This window comes from Streptomyces hundungensis, assembly GCF_003627815.1.
In the GTDB taxonomy this organism is placed as follows: domain Bacteria; phylum Actinomycetota; class Actinomycetes; order Streptomycetales; family Streptomycetaceae; genus Streptomyces; species Streptomyces hundungensis_A.
The window spans coordinates 5,444,652-5,467,742 of sequence record NZ_CP032698.1; the positions used below are offsets into that span (position 1 = coordinate 5,444,652).

21 protein-coding genes, 1 tRNA gene and 2 pseudogenes are annotated in these 23,091 nt (G+C 71.6%); 10 read left to right on the forward strand and 14 right to left on the reverse strand.

All coding sequences use genetic code 11. The features are described 5' to 3' along the window. Window positions 1-172 precede the first annotated feature (172 nt). Entirely contained in the window at window positions 173-778 is a 606-nt protein-coding gene (locus tag DWB77_RS24170) for a histidine phosphatase family protein (RefSeq protein ID WP_120723235.1), read from the forward strand. A 567-nt stretch (window positions 779-1,345) separates the two neighbouring features. On the opposite strand, the gene DWB77_RS24175 is transcribed toward DWB77_RS24170, so the two are convergent. Then, window positions 1,346-2,851 (reverse strand): hypothetical protein, encoded by a 1,506-nt coding sequence (locus tag DWB77_RS24175; RefSeq protein WP_428985144.1) that lies wholly within the window; start codon window positions 2,849-2,851, stop codon window positions 1,346-1,348. Between the two features lie 248 nt (window positions 2,852-3,099). On the opposite strand from DWB77_RS24175, the pseudogene DWB77_RS24180 reads away from it, so the two are divergent. Both DWB77_RS24180 and DWB77_RS24185 read left to right on the forward strand, forming a co-directional pair. Then, a pseudogene (locus tag DWB77_RS24180) lies at window positions 3,100-3,549 on the forward strand (hypothetical protein); the annotation flags it as partial. A gap of 242 nt (window positions 3,550-3,791) precedes the next feature. After that, window positions 3,792-4,649, forward strand: coding sequence for a spermidine synthase (locus DWB77_RS24185; RefSeq protein WP_120723237.1), 858 nt, complete (start codon window positions 3,792-3,794; stop codon window positions 4,647-4,649). A gap of 54 nt (window positions 4,650-4,703) precedes the next feature. Here the strand turns inward: DWB77_RS24185 and DWB77_RS24190 are convergent, their stop codons facing one another. Then, window positions 4,704-5,282, reverse strand: coding sequence for a hypothetical protein (locus DWB77_RS24190; RefSeq protein ID WP_120728174.1), 579 nt, complete (start codon window positions 5,280-5,282; stop codon window positions 4,704-4,706). A gap of 99 nt (window positions 5,283-5,381) precedes the next feature. On the opposite strand from DWB77_RS24190, the gene DWB77_RS24195 reads away from it, so the two are divergent. From DWB77_RS24195 to DWB77_RS24205, 3 genes are all read left to right on the forward strand, one after another. Continuing rightward, window positions 5,382-6,071: a response regulator transcription factor gene (locus tag DWB77_RS24195; RefSeq protein WP_174248614.1), complete on the forward strand. Its 690-nt coding sequence runs from the start codon at window positions 5,382-5,384 to the stop codon at window positions 6,069-6,071. Continuing rightward, window positions 6,068-7,447 carry a sensor histidine kinase gene (locus DWB77_RS24200; protein WP_120723238.1) on the forward strand — a complete coding sequence of 460 codons (1,380 nt, stop codon included), beginning with the start codon at window positions 6,068-6,070 and terminating at the stop codon, window positions 7,445-7,447. The genes DWB77_RS24195 and DWB77_RS24200 overlap by 4 nt, the downstream gene beginning before the upstream one ends. 535 nt (window positions 7,448-7,982) lie before the next feature. Next, entirely contained in the window at window positions 7,983-9,479 is a 1,497-nt protein-coding gene (locus DWB77_RS24205) for a cellulose binding domain-containing protein (protein ID WP_120723239.1), read from the forward strand. A 161-nt stretch (window positions 9,480-9,640) separates the two neighbouring features. On the opposite strand, the gene DWB77_RS37955 is transcribed toward DWB77_RS24205, so the two are convergent. From DWB77_RS37955 to DWB77_RS24230, 6 genes are all read right to left on the reverse strand, one after another. Beyond that, window positions 9,641-9,805: a hypothetical protein gene (locus DWB77_RS37955; protein ID WP_162952605.1), complete on the reverse strand. Its 165-nt coding sequence runs from the start codon at window positions 9,803-9,805 to the stop codon at window positions 9,641-9,643. After that, window positions 9,805-10,569 carry a MerR family transcriptional regulator gene (locus DWB77_RS24210; protein ID WP_246033623.1) on the reverse strand — a complete coding sequence of 255 codons (765 nt, stop codon included), beginning with the start codon at window positions 10,567-10,569 and terminating at the stop codon, window positions 9,805-9,807. Before DWB77_RS24210 ends, DWB77_RS37955 begins: the two co-directional genes overlap by 1 nt. Window positions 10,570-10,696: 127 nt before the next feature. After that, window positions 10,697-12,100 (reverse strand): GH1 family beta-glucosidase, encoded by a 1,404-nt coding sequence (locus DWB77_RS24215; protein WP_120723241.1) that lies wholly within the window; start codon window positions 12,098-12,100, stop codon window positions 10,697-10,699. 64 nt (window positions 12,101-12,164) lie between these two features. Next, a complete protein-coding gene (locus tag DWB77_RS24220) occupies window positions 12,165-12,980 on the reverse strand; it encodes a carbohydrate ABC transporter permease (RefSeq protein WP_120723242.1) in 816 nt (271 codons plus the stop codon). 23 nt (window positions 12,981-13,003) lie between these two features. After that, window positions 13,004-13,999, reverse strand: a complete 996-nt coding sequence (locus tag DWB77_RS24225) for a carbohydrate ABC transporter permease (RefSeq protein WP_120723243.1) — start codon at window positions 13,997-13,999, stop codon at window positions 13,004-13,006. A 2-nt stretch (window positions 14,000-14,001) separates the two neighbouring features. Next, on the reverse strand, window positions 14,002-15,324 hold the full coding sequence (locus DWB77_RS24230; protein WP_246033624.1) for an ABC transporter substrate-binding protein: 1,323 nt from the start codon (window positions 15,322-15,324) through the stop codon (window positions 14,002-14,004). 249 nt (window positions 15,325-15,573) lie between these two features. Between DWB77_RS24230 and DWB77_RS24235 the strand changes: the two genes are divergently transcribed. Continuing rightward, entirely contained in the window at window positions 15,574-16,605 is a 1,032-nt protein-coding gene (locus DWB77_RS24235) for a LacI family DNA-binding transcriptional regulator (RefSeq protein WP_246033625.1), read from the forward strand. 6 nt (window positions 16,606-16,611) lie between these two features. On the opposite strand, the gene DWB77_RS24240 is transcribed toward DWB77_RS24235, so the two are convergent. Together DWB77_RS24240 and DWB77_RS24245 are read right to left on the reverse strand one after the other, a co-directional pair. Continuing rightward, complete coding sequence (locus DWB77_RS24240; protein ID WP_120723246.1) at window positions 16,612-17,097, reverse strand: hypothetical protein; 486 nt, start codon at window positions 17,095-17,097, stop codon at window positions 16,612-16,614. Window positions 17,098-17,174: 77 nt separating this feature from the next. Beyond that, a pseudogene (locus tag DWB77_RS24245) lies at window positions 17,175-17,369 on the reverse strand (hypothetical protein); the annotation flags it as partial. A 172-nt stretch (window positions 17,370-17,541) separates the two neighbouring features. Here DWB77_RS24245 and DWB77_RS24250 point away from each other — a divergent pair. Next, on the forward strand, window positions 17,542-18,297 hold the full coding sequence (locus tag DWB77_RS24250; RefSeq protein WP_120723247.1) for a DUF6879 family protein: 756 nt from the start codon (window positions 17,542-17,544) through the stop codon (window positions 18,295-18,297). Window positions 18,298-18,311: 14 nt separating this feature from the next. Continuing rightward, window positions 18,312-19,169 carry a helix-turn-helix domain-containing protein gene (locus tag DWB77_RS24255; RefSeq protein ID WP_120723248.1) on the forward strand — a complete coding sequence of 286 codons (858 nt, stop codon included), beginning with the start codon at window positions 18,312-18,314 and terminating at the stop codon, window positions 19,167-19,169. An 86-nt stretch (window positions 19,170-19,255) separates the two neighbouring features. On the opposite strand, the gene DWB77_RS24260 is transcribed toward DWB77_RS24255, so the two are convergent. The 4 genes from DWB77_RS24260 to DWB77_RS24275 form a co-directional block, all read right to left on the reverse strand. Further along, window positions 19,256-19,328: transfer RNA gene (locus tag DWB77_RS24260), tRNA-His, on the reverse strand. Window positions 19,329-19,461: 133 nt separating this feature from the next. After that, the gene (gene orn, locus DWB77_RS24265) at window positions 19,462-20,064 is read right to left on the reverse strand and encodes an oligoribonuclease (RefSeq protein WP_120723249.1); all 603 of its coding nucleotides are present in this window, start codon (window positions 20,062-20,064) and stop codon (window positions 19,462-19,464) included. A 10-nt stretch (window positions 20,065-20,074) separates the two neighbouring features. Further along, window positions 20,075-21,322: a helix-turn-helix domain-containing protein gene (locus tag DWB77_RS24270; RefSeq protein ID WP_120723250.1), complete on the reverse strand. Its 1,248-nt coding sequence runs from the start codon at window positions 21,320-21,322 to the stop codon at window positions 20,075-20,077. Window positions 21,323-21,709: 387 nt separating this feature from the next. Continuing rightward, the gene (locus DWB77_RS24275; RefSeq protein WP_120728178.1) at window positions 21,710-22,033 is read right to left on the reverse strand and encodes a hypothetical protein; all 324 of its coding nucleotides are present in this window, start codon (window positions 22,031-22,033) and stop codon (window positions 21,710-21,712) included. A gap of 460 nt (window positions 22,034-22,493) precedes the next feature. On the opposite strand from DWB77_RS24275, the gene DWB77_RS24280 reads away from it, so the two are divergent. After that, window positions 22,494-23,015 (forward strand): universal stress protein, encoded by a 522-nt coding sequence (locus DWB77_RS24280; RefSeq protein WP_120723251.1) that lies wholly within the window; start codon window positions 22,494-22,496, stop codon window positions 23,013-23,015. Window positions 23,016-23,091: the final 76 nt, after the last annotated feature.

The window sequence follows — 23,091 nt, forward strand, 5'->3', positions numbered from 1 at the left end:
CCTCCGGGTTTTAGACGTGCGTTCAACCGTACGGTGTAAATGATCGCCTTCGCGCAGCACCCCGGTGTTCGGGTCAGACGCGCAGATCAGGCCACTGGTTGCGTCTGGGGTGCGTCAGGGCTGCGAGAAGATGCTTATGGAACATTTCGTACGGAATCGGGAGAGAGCACCCATGGCAGCCGCCGCACCGCGCATCCTGCTGGCCCGGCACGGGCAGACCGAGTGGTCGCTCGCGGGCAAGCACACCGGCCGCACCGACATCCCCCTCCTGGAGGAGGGCCGGCGCGGAGCGAAGCTGCTCGGGGAGCGGCTGCACCGCGAACCCTGGGGCGGGCTGCCCGGCGTGGAGGTCCGCACCAGCCCCCTCGTCCGGGCTTCCGAGACGTGCGAGCTCGCCGGGTTCGGGGAGCGGGCCGAGCCGTGGGACGCGCTCATGGAGTACGACTACGGCGCGTACGAGGGCATGGCGCCGCCCGAGATCCAGGCGCGGCAGCCCGGCTGGTTCATCTGGCGGGACGGGGTGCCGGACGGGGAGACCCTTGCGGAGGTCGCGGCGCGGGCGGACGAGGTGGTGGCGTGGGCGCGGTCTGCGGGGCGGGACGTGCTGGTCTTCGCCCACGGGCACATTCTGCGGGTGATCGCGGCGCGGTGGCTGGGCGAGGAGGTTGCGTTCGCTGCGCGCATCCGGCTTGATCCGACGTCGCTGTCGGTGCTGGGGTGGGCGTATGGGGAGCCGGCGGTTGAGCGGTGGAACGACACGGGCCACCTCGAACGCTGAGCCCCCGTGGCTCAGCCCCGGCCCCGCTTGCCCACCCACCCGCCCGTGCGGGGGATTGGCTGGCCCCGACCCCGTTTGCCCACCCACCCGCCCGTGCAGGGGGTTGGATGGCCCGGGCCCCTGGGGCTCCGCCCCAGACCCCGTTCGCGCCTGAACGGCGCTCGTCCTCAATCTCCCCCAAGGCCTTAAGGGCCAGGGGGGACCCCCATGACGGGCTGAGGTGGCCGATGCTGGCCCGCACCGAGCAGTTAGGGGCGCGGGGAACTGCGCGCCCAGCCACGCACGGCCCGCAGCCCGAAGACGGGTTTGAAGGGGCGCGAGGAACTGCGCAAGAAGCGACCACGGCCCGCAGGACCGAGAGGGTTTAGGGGCGCGGGGAACTGCGCGACCAGCCACGCACGGCCCGCAGCCGAAAACGGGTTTTCTTGGGGGCGCGGGGAACTGCGCGACAAGCGACCACGGCCCGCGGACGAAGGCGGGGTTAGGGGCGCGGGGAACTGCGCAAAAGGGCATGGGTGGTGCTGCGGAGGGGGTTTCGAAGCCCGGAGGGGCTGGGGGAGGGGGCGGTTACACCGCTACCGAGCCGCGCCGCTCCAAGAACGCCGCCACCTCCGGCGAAGCCCGATGCGGCGCCAAAATCCGCGACGTGTCCGCCAGCATCGCCTGGATGCGAGTGGACTGGACCTGGTTCAAAAGGTCCAGCACCTGCTGCCCCACCGCCGCGGACTCCGCCGGCGCCCCCGCCCGCGCGAGATCGTCCGCGAGCTCGGCCCGGTACAGCGCCAGGTTCCGCGCGAAGTGCGGATCCTGCACCGCCGCCGCCCGCCGCGCATGCCGGGCCGCCCGGGCCCAGTCGCCGAGCGCGGAGAAGCACTGCGCCTGGAGCATCTCCAGCTCGGCCTCGACGAAGAAGCTCATCCACTCGGGGTCGGCGCCCGAGGCGCCCCGTGCGAAGTGGGAGTGCGCCCGCGAGAGCGACTCCTCGCAGGCCGAACGGTCGCCGAGCCCCGCCCAGCCGCCGGCCTCGCGCAGCGCGAGCAGGGACAGCAGGCGCGAGGAGCCGAGCGTCCGGGCCGCGCGTTCGCCGGCCTGCGCCGCCCGCATCGCCTCGCGCGGCCGGCCCATGTCCCTGGCCAGGAAGGACATGTTGCAGAACGCGTGCGCCTCAAGGGCGGGGTCCCCGGCGAGCCGGGCCGTGGCGAGCGCCTCCGCGTAGTGCGAGCGGGCCTCCCCGAAGCGGCCGGAGTCGTGCGCCAACCAGCCTACGGAGATGGCGAGTTCACCCGCGCCGGAGTGCAGCCGCTCCTGCGTGGAGCGCCGGGACGCGCTCGCGTCGAGCAGGGCGTAGGCGGTGCGCAGCGGCTGGGCGGCCCGCTGGTAGAGGCCGTCCGCGCCGTGCCGGTCGTCCAGGAGCCTGATTCTGCGCACCGCCTCCTCGACGGCGCTCACCTCGGCCTCGCCGACGCGCTGGACGGCATGGGCGGATACCGGGCCGAGGCCCAGCGAGACGGCCGCCACCGTGGCGGTGGAGCCCGTCATGAATGCGCGACGCAGCACGTCGCTCTCCTCGTGGTTCTGGTGGTCATGGGACGGGTTGTGGTGGTCGTCGGACGGATCGTGCGAGAAGGCGGGGGACGGATCGTGCGAGGGGGCGGGGGACGGGTCGGGCGGGCACTCGGCGGGGCGGGGGGCGACGTGGAGCGGAGAGAGAGAGGGGAGCGGGGGTGCGGCGGACAGGGGGCGCGCTCCTCGCCCGCGTACCGTCTCCCTCGACGAGAACCCCAGGTCGGCCAGGGTCAAACCCGGGAACATGTGCCGGAAGACCCTTTCGTACGCATAGTTCGGGCAGCGGATCTCGCCGTTCTCCACCCGCCCGATATAACGCGCGTCGCAGGCGACCTGTTCACCGATCTCCCGGGCGGCCCGGCGGACCGAGGCCGCGAACTCGCCCGGCGAGCGGGCGCCCCTCAACTGCCGGAAGGCGGCGTTGGGTTCGCGCGCGAGCCGCTCCGGGGGGCGCGGGGTCCGTGCGTTCACCCGGGGGCCTGCCTGGGGATCTGGTGACGGCGCCATGGCTGGACAGCTCTCTCCGGCGGGGTGTGGCGGAGCAAAAACGTACCGGCTGTGATGGCGCGTTCACACAGTGTTTGCCTACAAAAGGGATATCTCACCCCTGATCCGCCATGAACTGCCATCCTTTGCGGCGGCGTGCCGCCGTTCCCCTTGACGCGCAAGGGCGTTGAACCATGTGGAGAGCGCCAGACACCGCAGCGACGCGGCGGGCTTGCCTTGTGGAGGACTGCGTGAACACCGACACCGCCATCGACTTCACCGTCTCCGGTACGCGGACGACGGCCGTCCGCACCCCGCACTCCGCGCAGGCGAGCGCCCCGCCGGCCGCCACCGGGTGCGCCCCCGAGGAGCCCTGCGACCTGGTGACCGTGCCCGCCCGGCAGGGACTTGAGGCCGTCGACATCATCCGCCGCGGCGAAACCCCCGCCGCCGTCGGGCCCGTGCTGCACGACGGAACCTGCGACACCCTCGGCTTCCTGGTTCCGCCGGGTACCGCGGCGGCCTGGGACGTGCCGGGCAGCGCCTGTACGGAGACCAACGGGCGCGGGCTGCGCATCGAGGGGCTGCCCGTCGCGCCACCCGTCACCGGATCGGGCTGGCTGCTGCCGCCGAACACCACCGAGGTCACCGACCCGGGCCTGCTGCGCGCGGCCCTCGGTGAGGCGGCCCGAATGATCGAGGCGGCCGACGGGATCAGAGAGGCCGACGCAATCCGGCAGGCGGACGGAGTCCGGCGGGCGGACGGAACCCGGCGGGCGGACGGGGCCCGGGCCCGGCAGGCCGACGCAATCCGGCAGGCGGACGGAACCCGGCTCCCCCAAGGTCGCTGAGGCGGACCCCGCCCGGGAAGGCGGCACCCGCTCCACCGGGCGGGCCGAAGGCCGCCCACCCGCTCCCACCCGGGAAGGCGGCCCCCGTCCGGCCGGTCGATAATGGCCGGATGGCGAAGAGCAGCAGGCGACGCGGGCCCGAGCCCGTCGTCGAGACGGTGGACGGCGGCCTCGCCGAACTCATACCCGACCGGGACGGCTCCGGCGGGTGGACGCTGCTGCTCGACGGGGCGCCCCAGTCGCACGTGGACCTCGACGCCCCGGGCCGGCTCACCTTCGAATACCAGCGCCGCCTCGGCCACGTCATCGACCTCGCCGCCCCGCCCGGCCAGGCCCTCAACGTCCTGCACCTGGGCGGCGGCGCCTTCACCCTGGCCCGCTACATCGCGGCCACCCGGCCCCGCTCCACCCAGCAGATAGTCGAGCTGGACGCCGCGCTGGTCCAGCTCGTACGCCGTGAGCTGCCGCTGGACCCCGGGGCGCGGATCCGGGTACGCGGCGGGGACGCCCGCGCCGGGCTCGCCAAGCTCCCCGACGCCTGGGCCGACCTCGTCATCGCGGACGTGTTCAGCGGGGCCCGAACCCCGGCCCACCTCACCAGCACCGAATTCCTCACGGACGTACGGCGGGTGCTGAAGCCGGGCGGTACGTACGCCGCGAACCTCGCCGACGGGCCGCCGCTCGCGCATCTGCGGGGCCAGATCGCCACCGCCGCCGGGGTCTTCCCCGAACTCGCGCTCGCCGCCGACCCCACGGTGCTGCGCGGCAAACGGTTCGGGAACGCGGTCCTGGTGTGCTCGGCGGCGGCGCTGCCGGTCGCCGAGCTGACCCGGCGGATCGCGAGCGACCCGCACCCCGGCCGCGTCCAGCACGGACGCGAGCTCGCCGACTTCACCGGCGGGGCGGTGGCGGTGAGCGACGCGAGCGCCAAGCCCTCACCGGCCCCACCCGCCTCGGCGTTCCGATGAGGCGGCGGGTCGGGGGGTTTGTGATCTCCAGCATCGGGCGGGCCGCCCGGGCGGTCAGGTGTTGTTGATCTCCACCATGGGCGGATGGCCGTTCCACGTGCAGAACACCGAGACGGTCTCGCTGCCGCGCGTGAAGGTGACCCGTATCCACTGCGTCTGGATCCAGCGTTCCATCCGCCAGCCCGAGGCGGGCGTCGCCGAGACCAGTTGGGCCGAGCTGTCCCCGAGGTCGAAGACGACTCGCCCGCCCGCGACGTTGTAACCCCGCACCGCGCCGGAATCGGCCGAGTCGTCGGAAGTGCCCGAAGTGCCGGACATCGAGGCCGACTTGGGGGCGCCGGACGACCCGGGCGACGAGGAGCTGCTGCTCGACGGCTTGTCGCTCGCGGCGGTGCCCTTCGTCGGTTTCGCCGGAGCCGACGACGACGGGGACGGGCTCTCCCTGGGCCGCCGTGTGGACGAGGCATCCGGCCGCGAGCCCTGTTCGATGCGCGCGTCACCGCTGATCGGCAGGGCGCGGGGCGGGTCGTACGCCGTGCCGGCCATCACCGTGTGGACACCCCACCAGGAGAGCGTCACCGCCGCTCCGGTAGCGAGCGACCACGCCAAACCGTGTACGAGTCCTCTGTGCATCCGGGCCATACTGCACCACGCGCCCCACCCGTGTCCCACCGCCGCCGACTCCACTCCCTCGGGGGACTGTGGTCCTCCGGATGGCGTACGGTGCGGCCCATGGCAAGTGTGCTCGTGGTCGAGGACGACCAGTTTGTCCGCTCCGCCCTCATCCGCCACCTCACCGAGGCCTCCCACACGGTACGGAGCGTCGGCACGGCACTTGAGGCGCTGCGCGAAGTGGCCCATTTCCGGTTCGACGTGGTCATCCTGGACCTCGGCCTTCCCGATCTGGACGGCTCCGAGGCGTTGAAGATGCTGCGCGGCATCACCGACGTACCCGTGATCATCGCGACCGCGCGGGACGACGAGAGCGAGATCGTCCGGCTGCTCAACGACGGCGCCGACGACTACCTCACCAAACCGTTCTCCGTGGAACACCTCTCCGCTCGGATGGCCGCCGTACTGCGCCGGGCGCGCGCCACGGCCGACGCGGAACCGCCCTCGCGCGTGCTCCAGGTCGGTGGGCTCCGCGTCGACCCGCTGCGCCGCCAGGCCGAACTCGACGGCGTACGGCTCGACCTGACCCGGCGCGAGTTCGACCTGCTCGCCTTCCTCGCCGGACGGCCCGGCGTGGTCGTCGCCCGCAGGGAGCTGCTGGCCGAGGTGTGGCAGCAGTCGTACGGCGACGACCAGACCATCGACGTCCATCTGTCGTGGCTGCGGCGGAAGTTGGGGGAGACCGCGGCCCAGCCGCGCTATCTGCACACCCTGCGCGGCGTCGGCGTGAAGCTGGAGCCACCCCGATGAGGTGGGCGCTGGTCAAGGTGTGCCTGGCCGTCACCGTCATGGTCGTGGTCGCCTTCGCGGTCCCGCTCGGCCTGGTCATCAAGGAGATGGCCCGCGACCGCGCGTTCTCCAACGCCGAGCGGCAGGCCGCCGCGATCGGCCCCACCCTGTCCATCACCACCGGCCGCGACGCCCTGGAACGGGCCGTCGCCTCCACCCAGTCCGGCGCCGAGGGGCGGATGGCCGTGCACGTCCCGGCGGACCCGGCCGTGCCGGGCAGCGCGCCGGTGGAGATCGGACGCCGACGCGCCTCCGACGAGGACCTCGACACGACCCGGAAGGTCATCAAAGCCTCCATCTCCGACGTCTCGGGCGGCTCCACCCTGCTCCAGCCGACCGCGCTGAGCTCCGGCCAGATCGCGATCGTCGAGGTCTTCGTGCCGGAGGCCGAGGTCACCAACGGCGTCGCGACGGCCTGGCTGGTCCTGGCGGGGGTCGGCATCGGGCTGATCATCGGCTCCGTGGCCGTCGCCGACCGTCTGGGCGTACGCATGGTCCGCCCGGCCCAGCGGCTCGCGGGCGCGGCACAGGACCTGGGCGAGGGCAAGCTCGGGGCCCGGGTCCCCGAGGAGGGGCCGACCGAACTGCGCCGAGCGGCCGCCGCGTTCAACTCCATGGCCGACCAGGTCGTCCAACTCCTCGCCAATGAGCGGGAGTTGGCGGCCGACCTCTCGCACCGGCTGCGTACGCCGCTGACCGTGCTCCGCCTCAACACGGCCTCCCTCGGGGACGGCCCCGCGGCCGACCAGACCCGGGCGGCGGTCGAGCAACTGGAGCGCGAGGTCGACACGATCATCCGCACCGCGCGCGAGGCCAAGCCCAAGACCCAGCCCGCAGGGCCGGGCGCGGGGTGCGACGCCTGCGAGGTCATCCGGGAACGGATGGAGTTCTGGTCGGCGCTCGCCGAGGACCAGGGCCGCGAGGTCCGGCTCGCCGGAGTCGACCGGCCGGTCCGCATCCCGGTGGCCCGGGCCGACCTCGTGGCCGTGCTCGACGCGCTGCTCGGCAACGTGTTCCGGCACACGCCGGAGGGGACGGCGTTCTCGGTGGACGTCCACAACGGGGAGGACGCGGTGATCGTCCTCGTCTCCGACGCGGGGCCGGGCATCTCCGACCCCCGGGCGGCGCTGGCGCGGGGCAACAGCGGGGGGCGTCCCGGGTCCACGGGGCTCGGCCTGGACATCGTGCGGCGGGTCGCGGAGTCGACGGGCGGGGACGTTCGGATCGGGCACTCGGTGCTGGGCGGCACGGAGGTCCGCCTCTGGATCGGCCTCGGCCGCGCGACCCCACCCCGCCGAAGCCACCGCCTCCGCCCCCGCCGCCCCACCCCGGCCTAGCCACGCCCCCCCTCGGCGCGGGGTACGCAGTACCCCGCGCCCCCAAACCCCCTCGATCCTGCGGCCCGTGGCGGCTTTTGCGCAGTTCCCCGCGCCCCCAAGAAACCCGTTTTCGTCTGCGGACCGTGGATGGCTGGTCGCGCAGTTCCCCGCGCCCCTAACTACTCGGTGCTGGCCGGCACCTCAGCCTGTCCGGCGATTGAGGACGAGCGCCCTTTAGGCGCGAACGGGGTCTGGGGCGGAGCCCCAGGGGCTCAGCTGGTTCAACCCGCTGCACGGGCGGTGGGTGGGCGAACGCGTCGGGGTCTGGGGCGGAGCCCCAGGGGCCGAACCTTTCAACCCGCTGCACGGGCGGGTGGGTGGGCAAACGCCCGGGGCCAGGGTGGGAGTGGCTTAACCTGCTCCGATCGCATCCTTAAGCCCACCCTAAGATCCCCAACCCCCGCCCGGGAAGGGCAATTTGTCCAACCCCCCGCCGCTAGCGTGCACCCCGCACCCCCGAAACACCCCCCCGCAACGCAGAGGCAGGCACGGCATGGGCAGCAGAACGCACCGGCGCAGGGCGAGCGCCAAGACCAAGGCGATCGGCGCGGTGGTCGCCGCCGCGATCGTCGGCGGCGCGGCCTTCGCGCTCACCGGCACCGCACAGGCCGCCTCGGTCGGCGCCGCGTACACCAGGACCAGTAGCTGGACCGGTGGTTACACCGGGCAGTACGTCATCACCAACGACTCCGGCAAGACGCTCCCCGACTGGACCCTGGAGTTCGACCTCCCCGCCGGCACCACCCTCTCCTCCCTCTGGAACGGCGACCAGAGCGTCAAGGGCTCGCACGTCACCGTCAAGCCCCCGAGCTGGGCCAAGGAAGGCCTCGCCCCCGGAGCCTCGGTGACCGTCGGCTTCGTCACCTCCACGAGCGCCACCTCCACGAGCGGCACCGCAGGCGACCCCACGGGTTGTCTCATCAACCAGGAGAAGTGCTCCGTCGACACCGGCGCCACCCCCGAGCCCAGCGGCCGCCCCACCGGACAGCCCACCCCCAAGCCCTCGCAGCCGGCCGGCACCAAGCCCACCGCCCAGCCGTCGAAGCCCGCCACCGCGATACCCACCCCGAGCAAGCCCGCAGGCGGCGGCACCGCGAGCGGGGCCCGGTTCGCGCCGTACGTCGACACCTCGCTCTACCCGGCGTACGACATCCTCGGCACCGCCGAGAAGACCGGCGTCAAGGAGTTCACCCTCGCCTTCATCACCTCCGGCGGCGGCTGCACCCCGCTCTGGGGCGGCGTCACCGACCTGGCGAACGACAAGGTGGCCGCAGGGATCGGCGCGCTGCGCGCCAAGGGCGGCGACGCCCGGGTCTCCTTCGGCGGCGCCTCCGGCTCCGAGCTCGGCCTCGTCTGCAAGAGCGCCGATGAGCTCGCCGCCGCGTACGGCAAGGTCATCGACGCGTACAAGCTCACCAAGGTGGACTTCGACATCGAGGGCGCCGCGCTGCCGGACACCGCCGCCAACGCCCGTCGCGCCCAGGCCATCGCCAAGCTCCAGGCCTCCCACCCCGGCCTCGACGTGTCCTTCACGCTGCCGGTGATGCCGGAGGGCCTGACCCAGCCCGGGGTGGACCTCGTCGCCGACGCCAAGAAGAACGGCGTCAAGGTGTCCGCCGTCAACATCATGGCGATGGACTACGGGCCCTCCTACAGCGGCGACATGGGGGGTTACGCGATCCAGGCCGCCACGGCAACCCAGGCCCAGATCAAGGGAGTTCTGGGTCTGAGCGACGCCGCCGCGTGGGCCGCCGTCGCCGTCACGCCGATGATCGGCGTCAATGACGTCAACGTCGAGAAGTTCACGGTCGCCGACGCCACCGAGCTCGTGGACTTCGCCAAGTCCAAGGGGATCGGCAGGCTCTCCATGTGGTCCGCCGCCCGCGACCAGCAGTGCCCGGGCGGCGCCAAGAACTCCGCCGACCCCACCTGCTCCTCGATCACCCAGGCCCCGCTCGCCTTCACCACGGCCTTCGGCGCCTACAAGTAGCGGTACGAGCAGCCCCGTACGCGTGGACGGGAGTACGCGCGGGCCGCGCGCAAGCCCGCGTCCCGGCCGGGCACACCCCCACCCCGGCCGGGACGCGCCCAGCGTCCAGCACCCAACGCCCCCCGCGCAGCACACAGCGCCCAGCACGACGCGTCCAGCACTCAGCGCCCGGACGTCCTCCCGAGGGCCCGCGCCACCAGCGCCAGTACGCCGGTCGCGATCGCCACCCCCACCACCACGTCCCATCCGATCACCCCGAACAGCGCGAGCACGCACACCAGCGGCAGTGTGATCAGCACGAACGGCAACAGCGAGTACCGGCCCATCACTTCCTCCCCTTCCGGGCCTCGTCCAGATAGTCCGCGAGGTCGTCCCACTGGCCCGGCCGCGCCGACGTGTCGCCGGAGAGTGCCGCCGGGTCCTCGCGCCAGGCGGAGCGTACGCCGGTCGAGAGCGTCCGGTCGCCGCCGCCGAACAGTGCGCCCAGCTCGTCCATCCGGGCCACCAGCCCCCGGACGCGCGGATCGCTCGGCGCGACGCCCGATCGCCTCAACTCCTCGGCCCGCCGGTACAGTTCGGGCCATTCGACCTCCAGGAAGTAGTGCGCCGCCGGGCCGACGGCCGCACTGTGGGCGCCCAGTGCCTGGAGCTGGTCGTCGTCGAGGTGGCGGCGCAGGGCCTGGTCGGCGCCGGGGCTCGCGGCGCCCGTGGCGCGCAGCGCGTCGATGAGCGCCGAGGTCGTCGGCGCCGAGCCGTCCGCCGCCTGCTCCTCGATGCGTACGAGCCGGTCCCGCAGGTTCGTCAGCGCCGTGAGCTGGGCCTCGACGCTCTCGCGGTGGTCGCGCAGGACCCGGGTCGGGTCGACCCCCGAGTCCAGGCAGACCGCGATGGTGTCGAGGCCGAGGCCCAGGCTGCGCAGGGCGAGGACCTGATACAGCCGCTCGATGTCGTGGCCGGTGTACTCGCGGTGCCCGCCGGCGGTGCGGCGGGACGGCGAGAGCAGCCCGATGGTGTCCCAGTGGTGCAGGGTGCGGACGGTGAGCCCGCACGCCTGCGCCAGGGGACCCACCTTCCACGTGGATTCGCTCATGGAGCCACTGTGCATCCTCACGCCGCGTGAGGTTCAAGCCCCCGGCCCCACCGTCCCCGGCCCCCCGTCCCCACCGTTCCCGGCCCCCGCCCCGGCCCCCCCGTCCCCGCCCGCCGCGTCGGCCCGGTCACACCTCGGGCAGCTCGCCCGTCCGGGCCAGCTCCGCGTACCAGTGGGCGCTGGACTTCGGGGTGCGGGCCAGCGTCTCGTAGTCCACGTACACCGCGCCGAACCGCTTGCCGTACCCGTACGACCACTCGAAGTTGTCCATCAGGGACCACAGGTAGTAGCCCCGCACATCGGCGCCCGCCTCCATCGCCCGGCGCACCGTCGCGAGGTGGTCGTACAGATAGCGGATGCGGTCCGGGTCGTGCACCGAGCCGTCGGGGCCCGGCTTGTCGTCGTAGGCCGCGCCGTTCTCGGTGACCAGGAGCGGCAGTCCGGGCACCTCCTTGGTGTAGCGAAGCAGCAGGTCGTACAGGCCCGACGCGTCGATGGTCCAGCCCATCGCGGTGCGCTCGCCCGGCGGCTGGTGGAAGGCGACCGACTCGGCGCCCGGCCAGGGCGAATGGGCGCTCGCGCCGTGCCCGTCGGCGCGGGCCGCGCCGGAACCGGCTGCACCCGCCGACACCAGGGAGGTCGTGTAGTAGTTGAGGCCGAGCGCGTCGAGCGGCTGGTGGATGGCGCGCAGGTCGCCGTCCCGCACGAAGGACCAGTCGGTGACGGACGCAGTGTCCGCGAACAGTCTGCTCGGGTACGCCCCGTGCAGCATCGGCCCGTGGAAGACGCCGTTGGCCAGGTCGTCGATCCGGCGGACCGCCTCCAGGTCGGCCGGGTCCTGTGAACGGGGCCTGATGACGGCCGAGTTGAGGCTGACCGCGATCTGGTTGCGCGCGGGCATCGCGGAGCGCAGGGCCGATGTCGCGAGTCCGTGCGCCAGGTTGAGGTGGTGGGCGGCGCTCAGGGAGGCGGCCGGCTCGGTGCGCCCCGGCGCGTGCACCCCGGAGGCATACCCCAAGAAGGCGCTGCACCAGGGCTCGTTGAGGGTGGTCCACCGCTCCACCCGGTCGCCGAGCGCGGCCCCGACGAGCGTGGCGTACTCGGCGAAGCGCAGCGCGGTGTCGCGGGCCGGCCAGCCGCCGGCGTCCTCCAGGTCCTGCGGCAGGTCCCAGTGGTAGAGGGTGAGCGCGGGCGTGATGTTGTGGTCGAGCAGCTCGTCGACCAGACGCCGGTAGAAGTCGAGCCCGAGCTGGACGGCGGGCCCGCGCCCGGTGGGCTGCACCCGTGACCACGACACGGAGAAGCGGTACGAGGTGATGCCGAGCTCCGCCATCAGCGCGACGTCCTCGCGCATCCGGTGGTAGTGGTCCACCGCGCGGTCGCCGGTGTCGCCGTCGGCGGTGCGGCCCGGGGTGTGGCTGAAGGTGTCCCAGATCGAGGGGGTGCGGCCGTCCTCGGCCGTCGCCCCCTCGATCTGGTAGGCGGAGGTGGCGGCGCCCCAGAGGAACCCGGGCGGAAAGCGGTCGGACATACGACACTCCCAACGTGCGGAGGAATAGGGGGGATTGGGCGAGCCGCTCGCCCTTGTGGCTCGCTCAGCCCTTGACCGCGCCCTGCATGATGCCGCCCACGATCTGCCGGCCGAACAGGACGAACGCGAGCAGCAGCGGCAGCGTGCCGAGCAGGGCGCCGGCCATGATGACCGACTGGTCGGGGATGTAGCCGCGGCCGAGACCGGTGAGGGCCACCTGGACGGTGGGGCTGCCGTTCTGGGTCAGCGCGATGATCGGCCAGAAGAAGTCGTTCCAGGCCATCACGAAGGTCAGCATCCCGAGCACCGCCATCGCGGGCCGGGCCACGGGGAACACGATGTGCCACACCACCCGCCAGCTGCTCGCCCCGTCCACCCGGGCGGCCTCGACCAGCTCGGTGGGCAGCGCCTCCACGAGGTACTGCCGCATGAAGAACACCCCGAACGCGCTGACCAGGGTGGGCAGGATGACGGCCTGGAGCTGATCGGTCCAGGACAGTTTGGCCACCATCATGTACAGCGGTACGACGCTGAGCTGCGGCGGCACCATCATCGTGCCGATCACCAGGACCAGCAGCAGGTTCTTGAAGCGGAAGCGCAGCTTGGCGAAGGCGAAGCCGGCCAGGGTGGAGAAGAACACCGTGCCCGCCGCGATGGAACCGGCCACGATCGTGGTGTTGAGCAGGGCCGTGCCCATGTTGGCGTCGGTCCAGGCGATCTGGAGGTTCTTGAACAGGTTCCCGCCGAACCAGAACGGCGGGGGCGTCTGGGCGAGCCGGGTGTTGGTGCGGGAGGCCGCGATCGCCGTCCAGATGAGCGGGAACAGCGATCCCGCGGTGAACACGATCAGTACCGCATAGGTGAGGCGGCCGCCGTACATCTGGCGGCCGGCGCGCTGGGCCCTCAACTCGTCTCCCCCTTACGCAAGGCGCGGGAGACGAGCCAGTTCACCGCGCCGATGAGGAGCAGGATCAGGAACATCGCCCACGCGATCGCCGAGGCCCGGCCCAGGTGCAGATTCACCCAGCCCTGTTCGTACAGGTAGAGGCCGAGCGTCTGGAACTGGTGGTCCGAGCCGCCGGTGGCACCCGCGGCGCCGTTGAACAGGAGCGGCTCACCGAACAGTTGGGTCGCCCCGATGGTGGAGACGACCGTGGTGAACAGGATCGTCGGCCGCAGCGCGGGGATCGTCACATGGCGGAACTGCTGCCAGCGCGAGGCGCCGTCCAGGGCCGCCGACTCGTACAGATCGACCGGCACTGCCTGCATCGCGGCCAGATAGATCAGCGCGTTGTAGCCGGTCCACCGCCAGATGACGATGGTGGAGACCGCGAGCTGGGAGGTCCAGCTCCCGTTCTGCCAGTCCACGGGGTCGAACCCGACGAGCCCGAGCGCCCAGTTGATCATTCCGTAGTCGCGCCCGAAGAGCAGCACGAACACCAGGGTCGCCGCCGCCACGCTGGTGGCGTACGGGGTGAGCACGGCGACCCGGAAGAACATCGAGCCGCGCAGCTTGTAGTTGAGCAGATGCGCGATGCCGAGCGCGACGAGCAGTTGGGGCACCGTGGACAGCACCCCGATGGTGAAGGTGTTGCGCAGCGCGTTCCAGAAGAAGTCGTCGGAGAGCAGCCGCGAGAAGTTCCGCAGGCCCACCCACGTCATGTCGTTCGGCGCGGTCAGCTCGACCTGGTGCAGTGAGGCCCAGCCGGTGTAGAGCAGCGGGAAGACGCCGAAGGCGGCGAAGAACACGAAGAACGGGGCGATCAGCGCGTACGGACTCCAGCGCATGTCCCGCCGGTAGCGGCGGCTGCGGCGCTCCTCGGCGCGGGCCCGGGCGGGGGCCGTGCCCTCCTGCCCGGGGCCGGGGGAGGGCACGGCGGTGGTGGCGTCGCTCGCCATCGTCACTGGTCCAGCGCGTTGTCGATCGCCTTCACCGCGGCCTGCCAGCCCTGCTGCGGCGACGTGCCCTTCTGGTCGACCTGGAGCATGCCGACGTCGGAGAGGTTCTGCTGGATGATCTGGTCCTTCGGGCCGAGGGTCTGCACCGGGGTGCCCTCGGCGGCCTTCGCGAAGATCTGGCCGATGGGCGCGCCCCCGAAGTAGGCGTGCTTGGCGTTGGCCACCGCGGGCAGCCCGTAGGCGGCCTTGGCGCTCGGGAAGCTGCCGCGCTTCTCGAAGAGGGTGGCCTGCTGGGCGGGGGCGGTCAGCCAGGCGGCCAGCTTGGCGGCCTCCGCCTTGTGCTTGCCGGCCGAGGGGACGGTCAGGAAGGAGCCGCCCCAGTTCGACGGCTTGGGGGCGGCGGCCACGTCCCACTGGTCCTTGCCGGACGCGCCCGCCTTGTCCTGGATGTAGCCGAGCATCCAGGCCGGGCAGGAGACGGTGGCGAAGGAGGCGTTGGCGAAGCCCTGGTCCCAAGTGGGCTGGAACTGTTGGAGTTTGGCGGTGAGCCCGCCGGTGGCGAACGCGGCCGCGGTGTCCCAGGCCTGCTTCACGGCCGGGTTGGTCTTGTAGACGACCTTGCCGTCAGCGTCGTAGTAGCGGGTGGCGCTGGACCCGGTGATCGAGTTCAGCACCCCCGAGGCCGAGTCGACGAAGGCGGCGCCGGACGGCACCTTCGCCTTGTACTGGCGCCCGGCCTCCAGGTACTTGTTCCAGTCGCCCACCCACAGCTTGCCCACGGCCTCGCGGTCGGTGGGCAGACCGGCCTTGGCGAACAGGTCCTTGCGGTAGCAGATGCCGGTCGGCCCGGTGTCGGTGCCGAGCGCCACCGTCTTGCCGTCCTTGGTGGTGGCCTCGGCCCACTTCCACGGCAGGAAGTCGTCCTTGTTCACGCCGGACGCCTTCGACAGGTCCTCCAGCTTGCCGCTCTGGGTCGCGGTCACCTCGGCGATGTTGCTGACCTCGACGGCCTGGATGTCGGCGAGCCCGCTGCCGGAGCCGAGGTGGGTCAGGAGCTGGGGGTAGTAGTTCTCGTTCCGCTCTATCGAGGTCTGCTTGATCTCGATGTCGGGGTGGAGCTTCATGTACGCGTCGTAGAGCCCGGCCTCCTTCAGGCCGAAGGCGCCGAAGACGCCGACGGTGAGCGTCGTCTTCGCGCCGCCCCCGCCCCCGCCGCCCGCGGAGGGGCCGTCCGCCGCCGGGGACGCGCCGTCGTCGGCGCATCCGGCGAGCAGCCCGGTGCCGAGCGCGGCCACCGCCGCGAAAGCCGCGAGACGTCTGGACATACGTGTACGCGTGCGCATGTGCTTCCTCCAACTGTCGTCCACATCCAGCGGGTTGACACCGGGCGCGGGCGGAAGGGATGCGAAAGGTGTAGGGACCTACTACTGTGGGAGCGCTCCCAGTCGTGATGTGTTGAAGGGTCGCGGCTCCCTGTTGGACTGTCAAGGGACCGCGCAATGACTGGGGATGACGCTCCCGGTCCGGCGGGGGCTGTTATTTTCACCGGAGTTGCGCGAGTTGGGGAGGCAGACGTGACAGCAGCTCGCACGGTCAGGGGCCGGAGCGCGGGGCGGCCCACCCTCGAAGAAGTGGCGGTCAGGGCCGGCGTGGGCCGGGGCACCGTGTCCCGGGTCATCAACGGCTCGCCCCGGGTCAGCGAGGAGACCCGCGCCGCCGTCGAGGCCGCCGTCGCCGAACTCGGCTACGTACCCAACCGCGCCGCCCGCGCGCTCGCCGCCAACCGCACCGACGCGATCGCCCTGGTCGTCCCCGAGCCCGAGGCCCGCTTCTTCGCGGAGCCGTACTTCTCCGACATCGTGCGCGGGGTCGGCGCGGCGCTCGCCGACACCGAGATGCAGCTCCTGCTCACCCTGGTCGGCGGCGACCGCGAACGGCGCAGACTGGCCCAGTACTTGGCCTCCAACCGGGTGGACGGCGTCCTGCTGGTCTCCGTCCACGCCGACGACCCGCTCCCCGACCTCCTGGAACAGCTCGGCATCCCCGTCGTCATCAGCGGCCGGCGCTCCGAGGACGAACCGCTCGCCTCCGTCGACTCCGACAACTTCGAGGGCGCCCGCGCCGCCGTCGCCCATCTGCTGGCGCGCGGCCGGCGCGGCATAGCGACGATCACCGGCCCCCTCGACGTGTACGGCGCCCGCCGCCGCCTGGACGGCTACCGGGCGGCCCTTACGGAGGCGGGCCTGAGCGAACTGACCGCCCACGGCGACTTCACCGAGGAGGGCGGGCGCCGGGCGATGACCGAGCTCCTTGAGCGCGCGCCCGACCTCGACGCGGTCTTCGCCGCCTCCGACGTGATGGCCTCCGGCGCCCGCCAGGTCCTGCGCGACCACGGCCGCCGCATCCCCGAGGACACCGCCCTGATCGGCTTCGACGACTCGTCCATAGCCCGCCACATGGACCCCCCACTGACGAGCGTGCGCCAGCCGATCGAGGAAATGGGCCGAGCGATGGCCACGCTGCTCCTCACGGAGATAACCACCCCGGAACCCACCCGACCCCGGCTGGTGCTGCCGACGGAGCTGGTGGTGCGGGAGTCTTCGTAGGCCACTTCATCCCGACGCGCCCCCCTCGCCGAGCGCTGCCGAACCGGCCTCGATGAGCCCGATGACCCGATCCGGATCACAGAGCGCGCCCGGCGCCGACGGGGGGATGACCCAGTAGCTGGCCAGGCGGTCGGGCCGGTTGTCGCTGACGCGGGGTACACCGAGGTAGCAGCCGAGCCCGAGGTGGGCCGCATACGGGCCCAGATCCTGGACGGGCGGCGCCGACGGGACCAGCGCGTAGAACCATTGCCCGCGCGGGTCGTGGATGACGGGGCCGTGCAGGGCGTTGTTCACAGCCGCGGTATCCGTGCTCCGGGCAGCAGCGCGAACCAGCTCCTCGGCGAGGCGTACGGCCGAGAAGCGGCGCCCCAGGGCGAGCAGGGCGACGCCGTAGGCGGTCCACTCCTGGTGGGCGTTGCGGGGCCGGTTGAGACTCCCGGCCAGCCACGCGGCAACGGCCTCTCTCCGCACGGCTTCGGGCGCGATGCTCACGGCCCCTCCGGTCCGGGCGAGGCGGTGCCCGCCGGCCGTGCCTCCGGCGCCCTGTCGGGTCCGGGCCGTGTGCCGGGCCCCTCGCCGAGGAGAGCCGCTAGACGCAACGCGACGTCGGGGCGCACGCGTCCGAGGTTGACCAGGCCCAGTGACGATCCGTCGTCGATGCCGAGGGAGGGAAGGACGATCCCGGACTGGCCCAGGGCCGCCTTCAGTGCTTCAACTGCCGTGTGGGGGCAGGCGCCCAGCTCGGGCGAATGGTTCGTACCCATGCACCGAAAGGTAGGGCGGGGGAGTGGCTCCACCCCCGGCGAGTTGCTCGAAGTTTCTTGACCGCTGAGCGGAGTTGCGCGAAGTTATGCGTGCGGGCCAAGTCGGTTGCGGCAAAAGGGAGTTGGACTGCGCAATGCTTACGGGATCAGTCCCCGACGAAAGGAACTGATCATGGCGCGACGGCTGCGCTTCAACGGCACCGGCAGTGGTGGCGGCTCCTGCCCCGCCGTGCACGAGGACCTGGACACCGGTGAGGTCATCGTGCACGGCCCCCGACTCACCGACCCCGACGACCTGGCCCAGCTCCAGCACCTGGACGAGGACGAGATCCCGATCGTGGTGCCGCGCAACACGCTGATGGACTTCGGCCCCAAGGAGCGGGACCCCGAGCCGCGCATCCTCGACCCGGACACGTTTGCCCGGATGTTCGAGAACTTCCGGCACAGCGCCTGGCATCTGGAGATGCGCAAGGGCTATGCGGTGGACCGGGCCTGCGACACCTACGCCCAATTCGTCCGGGGCGAGACCCTGACCTGGGACGTGGACTCACCATGGGCTCGTACCATCGGCGCCAAGACGCGGGACGGCGCGTACGTGGGGCGTGTCCGCATCGTCGACGACCCGCCGACCGAGGGCCAGAGGTTCCTGCTGGCGTACGCGGAGCACAACGCCGCGCTCGGCGAGGAGGTCCGGAACATGTGGCGCGCCGACGCCGAGCGTGCCAACCTCCCCGACGAGGACTTCTGGATCTTCGACTCCCACATCGTCGCGCTGTGCCTCTTCGATGACGACGACAACCTCACGGGAGTCGAGCTGATCACCGAACCGGCACGCGTCAACCAGTACAACCGGCTGCGTGACGTGGCACAGCACTACGCCGTTCCGAACGAGCGATTCGTGGCTGAGCTGGCTGCGAAGGAGGGGTAAGCAGGTGAGTACCGGTGAGCACGGACTATCAGAAGGCACGTGAGGAGCTCGGGCTCAGGCTCCGGGAACTGCGCCTCACGGCACCTGGAGGCCGGCTCACCGGTACGCGGCTCGCTGAACGGCTCGGATCGGGATGGACCAAGGCCAAGATCAGCAAGCTGGAGAACGGCAAGCAGACGGCGACGGCCGAAGACCTGCGGGCATGGGCGGCCGGAACGGGGCAGCCCGGCGCCGGTGACGAACTGATCGCCCGGCTGCGGGGCTTCGAGTCCCACATCCGGTCATGGCGTCGCCAACTGGCCGCAGGGCACCGGCCCGTGCAGGACGCCGTCACCGTGGAGCACGACCGCACCCGTGTCCTGACCATCTGGGAGAACGTTCTGATCCCCGGCATGGTGCAGATCCCCGAATACGCCCGGCACACCTTCAACCGACACGCCGACCTGATGCGATCACCGCGCGACACGGAGGACGCCGTGCGCGCCCGGATCCAGCGGCAGGAAGGGCTGTATCGACCGGGCCGCGTCTACCGGATCATGATGTGGGAAGGGGCGTTGCGGTCCCTGGTCTGTCCACCGGCCGTGCTCGCCGCCCAACTGCACCACCTCGCCGGTGTCATCGGCCTGGACACCGTGGAACTCGGCATCGTCCCCTTCGCGGCGCCGCTGAAGATCTGGCCGGGCAACAGCTTCTGGGTCTACGACGAGCGCCTCGTGGTCGTGGAGGACTGGCACGCCGAGCTGTGGATCGATGACGCCGACAGCGTGGCCACCTATCTGCGTGTGTGGCGGACACTGTGTGCATCCGCGGTCCACGGGGCCGAGGCACACCGCCTGATCGCTCGCGCCCAGAGCGCACTGATCGAACCCTGACCGCGTGAGGGCACACCGACCCGGTGGCGCCGACGGAACGCGAAGAGGGCCCGCTCCGTTTCCCGGAGCGGGCCCTCATCCTTCAGGGTGAGTAACGGGACTCGAACCCGCGACATCCTGGACCACAACCAGGTGCTCTACCATCTGAGCTATACCCACCATGCGCGACCGGACTGTTGTGGTCTTGGGAAGTCCCTGGGGGCTTCCCTACCGGCCGAGAAAAAGTGTACATGGTCCGGGAGGGTGCTCGCGCACACGTTTCGCGGCGCCCTCCCGAACCCCCCGCGGAGGGCTACTCCGCAGGCAGGACGTACTTCGCCGCGATGGCCTTCGCGGTGTCCGAGTCCGGGCCGGGCTGCGGCACGAAGACCGCCTCCCGGTAGTAGCGGAGCTCCGCGATGGATTCGCGGATGTCCGCCAGCGCCCGGTGGTTGCCGTTCTTGTCGGGGCTGTTGAAGTACGCCCGCGGATACCAGCGGCGGGCGAGCTCCTTCACGGAGGAGACGTCCACGATCCGGTAGTGGAGGTGGGACTCCAGGCTCGGCATGTCCCGCAGCAGGAAGCCCCGGTCGGTACCGACCGAGTTTCCGCACAGCGGCGCCTTGCCCGGCTCCTTGACGTGCTCCCGTACATACGCGAGGACCTGCTCCTCGGCGTCGGCCAGCGTGGTGCCGCCGGCCAGCTCGTCGAGGAGCCCGGAGGCGGTGTGCATGGCGCGCACCACCTCCGGCATGGTCTCCAGCGCGGCGTCGGGGGGACGGATCACGATGTCCACCCCTTCACCGAGTACGTTCAGCTCCGAGTCGGTGACCAGTGCGGCCACCTCGATGAGTGCGTCGTCCGTCAGCGAGAGCCCGGTCATCTCGCAGTCGATCCACACCATGCGGTCGTTCATGTGCCTCACCCTACGGGGCGCTCCGCTGGCCGGGCAGACTCGGACGGCCACCGGCGTACCCGGAGGCGTACAGATCGGAGCTCGGCTTCCCGGATTCGGCGGTGTGCGAGGTCGCTGTGGGCCCCACCACCGCACTGGCCGCCGCCGTCCGCCTGACCTGGGGAAGCGCCGAGGACGGGACGGTTTCCGGTACCGGAGACGGCATCGGCACCGCGACGGGACCCGCACTGGGTTCCGGCTGCGGACGACGGGCCCGGTAGGCCGCGCGATAGGACGCCGGGGACGAGCCGAGCTGGCGGCGGAAGTGCCCGCGCAGCGCGACCGGGGAGCGGAAGCCGCAGCGGCCCGCCACCTCGTCCACGGAGTAGTCGGACGTCTCCAGCAGGCGCTGGGCCTGGAGGACCCGCTGGGTGATCAGCCACTGGAGGGGGGCCGACCCGGTCAGCGAGCGGAAACGACGGTCGAAGGTGCGGCGGCTCATGTACGCCCGCGCGGCCAGGGTCTCCACGTCGAACTGCTCGTGGAGGTGCTCCAGCGCCCAGGCGACGACCTCGGCCAGCGGGTCGGAGCCGATCTCCTCAGGTAAAGACCTGTCGAGATAGCGCTCCTGCCCACCGCTGCGACGGGGTGGCACGACCAGTCGGCGGGCCAGCGCACCGGCCGCCTCGCTGCCGTGGTCCGTCCGCACGATGTGGAGACAGAGATCGATTCCGGCCGCGGTTCCGGCCGACGTCAGGACGTCCCCGTCGTCGACGAAGAGCTCCCGCGGATCCACATGTACTGATGGATAGCGTTTGGCCAGTGTCGGCGCGTACATCCAGTGCGTCGTCGCCGGGCGGCCGTCGAGCAGACCGGCCGCGGCGAGCACGAACGCGCCGGTGCACAGCCCGACGATCCTTGCCCCTTCCTCGTGTGCGCGGCGCAGCGCATCGAGCGCGGCCGCCGGGGGCGGGGAGGTGATGGAACGCCACGCGGGCACCACCACCGTTCCCGCCCTGCTGATCGCTTCCAGACCGTAGGGCGCGGTGAGTTCGAGTCCCCCTGTGGTCCGCAGGGGTCCTTCCTCACCGGCACACACCAGCAGTCTGTAACGCGGAACTCCCGCGTCCTGTCGGTCGATTCCGAACACGGAGAGCGGAATGGAACTTTCAAAAATGGGGCCGCCACTGAACAGCAGTACGGCGACAACTTCCCGGCGTCGGCGGCCGGCCAGCTTCCTTGCGGTCTCCGGTGATGCGGCAGCGGAGTCCTGGGTCATGGCGCTAAGCCCCCCTCGGTGTTCGCGGCTCCCCGTTCTTGTCGGGCCTGTCGCTCCTGCACTTTTCCCCTCGGTTTTGCACGAGTCCCCAGCCTTCGATACGCATGATCGAATCTACTGCGTCCCGTGGTGCCGGCGTGACAAGTCCGGCACCCAGCGCTATGTCGACAAGGCAACTTGGCGCGAAGCTTTCGATCACAAAGCGTTTCACCCGTGGGCCCCGTAGGGGAAGTGGGCCTCGTGGGGATGGCCCGTACCCGTATGGTGCCAGAGGCCGCAATGGGCCTTTCCTCCCTGGTGGCAAGGGGGTTGGCAGGCCATTTGGCCGCGGAATCCCCCCTCCGGGGAACTTGGCCGAAAACGTATGGGTCCAGGTGTGCGGCCAGTTCACCCCTGGGGTGTACAGCCTCCCCCGTGCCGCCCGCTGTGATGCGCGCTCCGGGCTCCTCGGCCATGCCGACCGGGTGTCACGGGCGCCCGCCGGGCCCGCTCTTCGGCGGCCGCCCGCTCGGACTGGCGCAGCAGCAGCCGGCACACCGTGGTCACGGCCATGAGCCCCAGGGCGGAGCCGGTCGCCCCCGCGAACGAGGACCCGTAGACGACGAGCACCACGGGCACCAGCACACAGCTGAAGGCGGCCCAGCGCACGAGGTCGTCCGCCGAATCGGCCGCGGGCCGGGCGGTGGTGGAGCAGAGTGGTTCGGCGTTCACGGACCGGGCGGTACGTACGGATTCGGCCGCGGGCGCGGGTCCGGGGGGTCGGCGGCGGGCGCCGGTCGGCGCGGCCGGGGTGGACGGGTGGACGACCGGGGGAGGGGGCACGAGGAGGTGCTTCCTGATCGGGGTCGGGATGATCGTCCGGCTAACGCGACAGCGCCCGCTCCGGTCACTGGAAGATCATCCAACGGGGTGCGGGGACGACCCGGCGGGGACCGCTGTAGAGGGCACCGGGCATTGCCATCCGGGGCGGGCTCGTGCATGCTCCGGGGAACGCCGAGTAGGTTCGGCGGCCTCTGGGCAGGAGAGGAGTGTCGCCGTACCCTTGGGGGTATCGGGTTGGGAAGATGATTCCCGGACACAGCTCCCCCCGGGCACCGCTCCGTCGTCGACTCGTTCTTGCTCACCAGTCCCCGCTGTCCCTCGACTGAGGATCTCTTTCGCCGAGACACCCATGGCCGGTCACGAATTCTCCGAACCCGCGGACCGCAAGCAGGTAGCCGACCCCACGTCGGACCTCCAGGCGGCGACAGAACCACGTCACTCCTGCGACCCCGCCTTCCGTCATGGCGTCGTCGTCGGCTTCGACGGCTCGATGTCCAGTGAGCGGGCCCTCGCGTACGCCATCGGCATGGCCAAGCGCTCCGGCTCGGGGCTGATCATCGTCCATGTGGCCAACCGGCTGCCCACCACGGTGTGGGCGGGGTGCGAGCCGCCCGTCTTCGTGGACGTGCCCGACCACCGCACCGAGGTCCTCGGGCTCGAACTCGCCTGCGCCGACTATCTCGCCGAGGTCCCCTGGATCCTGGTGGAGCGCGGCGGCGACATCTGCCACGAGCTGGAAGAGGTCGGGCGCGAGTACGCGGCGGACGCGATCGTCGTCGGCTCCACGCACGGCATCGTCGGGCGGATCTTCGGCTCGGTCGCCGGCCGGCTCGCGCGCCGCGCACAGCGGCCCGTCGTCGTCATCCCGTAATCGGGCGTTGTCCCGGTTGAGACCGGGATCCATGTTTGGCTGACGTGCCGTCAACTCCCGTACGCGGATGGGGAAT